Source organism: Bradyrhizobium sp. Leo114 (assembly GCF_055229415.2).
In genome coordinates this window covers 1-3,979 of the sequence record NZ_JBUYEN020000129.1, presented here as the reverse complement: position 1 = coordinate 3,979, position 3,979 = coordinate 1, and the positions used below count along the sequence as shown (strand labels likewise).

At 61.5% G+C, this 3,979-nt stretch carries 4 protein-coding genes and 2 pseudogenes; 4 read left to right on the top strand and 2 right to left on the bottom strand.

Annotated elements, in window-relative coordinates; all coding sequences use genetic code 11:
- Window positions 1-104: pseudogene (locus tag ACZIRK_RS44750) on the top strand (IS110 family transposase); the annotation flags it as partial.
- A 185-nt stretch (window positions 105-289) separates the two neighbouring features.
- Window positions 290-1,384 carry an Acg family FMN-binding oxidoreductase gene (locus ACZIRK_RS44745; protein WP_474419795.1) on the top strand — a complete coding sequence of 365 codons (1,095 nt, stop codon included), beginning with the start codon at window positions 290-292 and terminating at the stop codon, window positions 1,382-1,384.
- Window positions 1,385-1,575: 191 nt separating this feature from the next.
- Here ACZIRK_RS44745 and ACZIRK_RS44740 read toward each other — a convergent pair whose 3' ends face one another.
- Entirely contained in the window at window positions 1,576-2,427 is an 852-nt protein-coding gene (locus ACZIRK_RS44740; RefSeq protein WP_474419794.1) for a DUF1194 domain-containing protein, read from the bottom strand.
- 267 nt (window positions 2,428-2,694) lie between these two features.
- On the opposite strand from ACZIRK_RS44740, the gene clpS reads away from it, so the two are divergent.
- Complete coding sequence (gene clpS, locus ACZIRK_RS44735; protein WP_028168298.1) at window positions 2,695-3,000, top strand: ATP-dependent Clp protease adapter ClpS; 306 nt, start codon at window positions 2,695-2,697, stop codon at window positions 2,998-3,000.
- 99 nt (window positions 3,001-3,099) lie between these two features.
- Complete coding sequence (locus tag ACZIRK_RS44730) at window positions 3,100-3,858, top strand: hypothetical protein (protein ID WP_474419792.1); 759 nt, start codon at window positions 3,100-3,102, stop codon at window positions 3,856-3,858.
- A 13-nt stretch (window positions 3,859-3,871) separates the two neighbouring features.
- Here ACZIRK_RS44730 and ACZIRK_RS44725 read toward each other — a convergent pair.
- Window positions 3,872-3,979: pseudogene (locus ACZIRK_RS44725) on the bottom strand (IS5/IS1182 family transposase); the annotation flags it as partial.

Below are 3,979 nucleotides of genomic sequence, written 5' to 3'. Positions count from 1 at the left end.
GAAAGGAAAAAATGGTCATTCGCATTGCACTCGCCCGTAAGCTCCTGGTCCGTCTCAACGCCAAAGCACGCGATGCGCGCGCCGCTTACGCCAATGCAACTTGACAACCCAGATAGTCGCTCATCCGTCGCGGACTTCGTCCGCGCCACCTTCTCCCACAAGGGGAGAAGGGAAGGATGCCGCGGCGTCTTCGAGCGCGTAGTAAGACGACAGGCTTTGACCTTGGTCAACGGCTCCGGCTCCCGCTTGCGCTAACTGCTTCCGTGCAAAACTTGGTTGGAAGCGGTCGATGCTCATCGATAGACGACAGATGTTCGGAACCGCGCTTGGGCTTGGCGCGGCGGCGATCATAGGCTTGTCGTCGCAGGCAGGAGCAGCAGCAATGACGTATGAGGAGGCGGCCGGCATCGTCAGAGCGCCGTTGCGGTCCACGCCGCGAAACCGAGAACTGGTGCGCTTTGCCAGCCTGGCGGCCAACAGTCACAACACTCAGCCCTGGACCTTCACCGCGAGCGCCGACAGGATCGTCATCACGCCGGACTACACGCGCAGATGTCCCGCGGTCGATCCGGACGACCACCATCTCTTCGTCAGTCTGGGATGTGCCGCGGAAAACCTCGTGCTGGCAGCCTCGATGCTCGGGCTGAAGGCGAATGCGGTTGTCGAGGCAGACGAGATCGTGATCGATCTGGAAGCAGCCCGCTCCTTGAGCTCGCCGCTCGCCGAGGCGATCACGGTTCGCCAGAGCACCCGCACGATCTATGACGGCAAGCCCGTTTCACCCGAGACGCTGCGCTTGCTGGAGAGCGCATGTCGGGAGCCTGGCGTCTCGGCCATCATGATAAGCGACCGGGCCGGGATCCTGGACGTCGCCGACTACGTTGTTCAGGCTAACTCGGCACAGATGCGCGACAAGGCGTTCATCGACGAACTGCGACGCTGGCTGCGCTTCAGCGAAGCCGACGCCATGGCGAAGATGGACGGATTGTTCTCGCGCTGCTCTGGAAATCCCGCGCTGCCCGCCTGGATTGCCCGGCCGCTTCTCAGCTTCTTCCTCACCGAAGAGGCAGAGAACAAGAAGTATCGCGAGCAGATCGCAAGCTCGGCGGGTGTCGTCGTCCTTGCATCTGATGCCGGCGACAAGGCCCACTGGATCGCAGTCGGCCGCGCCTGCCAGCGTTTCGGACTGCAGGCGACCGCGCTCGGACTGAAATATGCGTTCGTCAACCAACCGGTCGAGGTGCCCGCGATCCGCTCGCAATTCGCCTCGTTCCTGGATCTTGGCGGTCGGCGCCCGGACATCATCATGCGCTTCGGCACAGGGCCCGCTCTGCCGAACTCCCTGCGCCGGGCACCGGAACAGGTGATGCGCGAGATGTCATAGCGCACGCCTGCCGGTTTGGAGGTGCCGGTTGATGTGCCCTCGCCCCTTGTGGGAGAGGGCTGCTCCACTGCTGGCGACGAAATCGCTTGGGTGAGGGGTTGCCTCCACGAGGACGGTCGCTCGTGGAGAGAACTCCTCGGCGCGCATTGCATGCGCGCCACCTTCTCCCACAAGGGGAGAAGGGAAGGATGCTACCTTCCCCACCTGTCCTGCCAGATCTTTTCCCCGATCATGCAGCTCACGCGCGGCTCCTTTTCGGCCACCGGCACGATCTTGCGCTCCGGCGTACGGCCGGCGACCTCCATCAGGAGCTTGGTACGGATCGCTTCCTTGAACTTCTCGCGCTCCTTGATCGTCACCACGAAGGAGCCTGGACCGCCGATCACGCAGTCCTCGTAATACTGATCGAGATTGTCGATATCCATGGTGGAATAAGACGGCTCCTTCACCATGATCGGCAGGCCGTTGATGACGATGCCCTTCTCCAGCGCCGCGTCGCGCGCGGTCGAGACCGGTGCGCCGTTATTGTTGGGACCGTCGCCGGAAATGTCGATCACGCGCCTGAGGCCGCGATAGGGATCTTCGTCGAACAGCGGCACCGCAAAATTGATCGCACCCGAGATCGAGGTCCGCGACGCCCGGCGGATCGGCGTCTTCATGATCTCGGCGGCAACAGCGTCGGCCGTTTCCGGGCCGTCGATCAGCCGCCAGCGAATGATGATCTTCTGATCAGAGGAAGCGGCCCATTCGAAATAGGTCACCGAGATCTTGCCGTTCGGGCCGGCCTTGAGTGCCTGCAGGAACTCCTTCGATACGATTGCCTGCGCGTAGCCCTCGCGCTGGATCGCGAGTTCGTCCATGTCCATGGAATAGGAGACGTCGACGGCAAGTATCAGTTCGACATCGACGGTGGGGTTCGCGTCCTTCTCCACCACCTGGCGGGTGCCCTGGTTGCCCGGCCCCGGCGCGGCGATGCCGGCCCCGTCGCCGCCGACGAGCCAGCCGGCGACAAGCACAACCCCGATCGAGACATACCAGCGCATGAGCTGCCCTCCCGTCGAACGTCAACAATGGTGACACGCAAACTGCGCGGCGCAAAGGGCGAACATCATTTGTCCTTCACATTCAGGTTAGCCTTCCGTCCAGCTCTGCTAGTCTCGCCTTGTACTCGCCGCGATTTTGGCGAGGTTTTGTCGCTTGCCCGCGATTATCCCGCTCCTGCAAGGAGCCCGTGCAAAAACCCCCGGTTCCGGGATCGCCAGGAAGGCGATATTATTTAGGGTTCGCAGAGCAGCAGGAAGTGCCGCACCATGAGCGACACCGTCACCACCCCCAAAACCAAGGTCAAGACTAAGGTAGAACGGCCGCGCCTGCACAAGGTCATCCTGATCAACGACGATTACACGCCGCGCGAATTCGTCGTCACCGTGCTGAAGGCGGAATTCCGCATGACCGAGGACCAAGCCTATAAGGTGATGCTCACCGCACACCAGCGCGGCGTCTGCGTGGTTGCGGTCTTCACCAAGGACGTCGCCGAGACAAAGGCGACCCGCGCCACTGACGCCGGCCGCGCCAAGGGCTATCCGCTGCTGTTTACGACCGAGCCAGAGGAATAGGCCGCGAGGAGACCCGAAAGGTTCTGGTAACCGGATTTCCTGCCAATTTTAGCTGCCGGTGCGACCGACGGTTCAGTTTTTGCCGGCATGATCGCGTTCATGACGGTCGCATTCCGCAAGCAACGGCAGGCCTCCCTTCCGGACATCTCGTTCGGGCCGTATCGATTTGTTATTCTCGCGCTGCCATGGCTGATACTGGCCGCGGCGATGCGGGTCATTGCCTTCGGCGGCGGCGGAGTTGCTCTGCCTGCAATCATCATCGCCAACCTTGCCGTCATTCACGCCGTTCTCGTAGCAGCTCAACGCTGCATCGAGATGACCGGTGGCCAAAGCAGCCTCGGCGAGCTTGGGATCGCGGAGCAATTCAAATTGTCGCTCGCGATCGCGTGTCGGATCGCGCTGTTGATGATCGCGGCAGCAGCCGCGCTTGCGGCGGCCGGCTACGGATCCCTGGCGCCCCATATGCCGGCGGGAATCGACGGCATGGCCTTCGATCAGTTCACCGTCATAGGAAAATTCTGGAGCGCCGCAGTCGGCGCCGTGACACTTCTGATGGTTGTCGGTGCCGAGCAAAACGGCGGTCGGGTGGCATTCTTCGAAGCCGCTGGCGAGCTTGCAAGGCGGTGGTTCTGGCTGGGGGCCGCCGTGATAGCTCTTGGGGTGGTCAATCTAGGTCTGAGCTTTGGCCAGGGCTTGGTCCGCAGTGCGATTGTGGTTTTCTGGCAGACCTCCACGTCCAGTCAGTTCGTCAAGAATCTCGTCTATTTCGTATTCATCTTCAGCTTCGCAATGCTGCGGTTGTGGGTGACACTGTTGATCCTGACCTACGGCCTGAAGCAGTCCTATGTCCACGACTAGGTCGCGTGGACAGTTATCTTAGCCAGAGCAGAGTTGCGGCGATAGCGACGACAGCGAAGTAATTTCGTGCGGTTTTTTCGTAGCGCGTAGCAACGCGCCTGAAACGCTTCAGTTTCGAGAA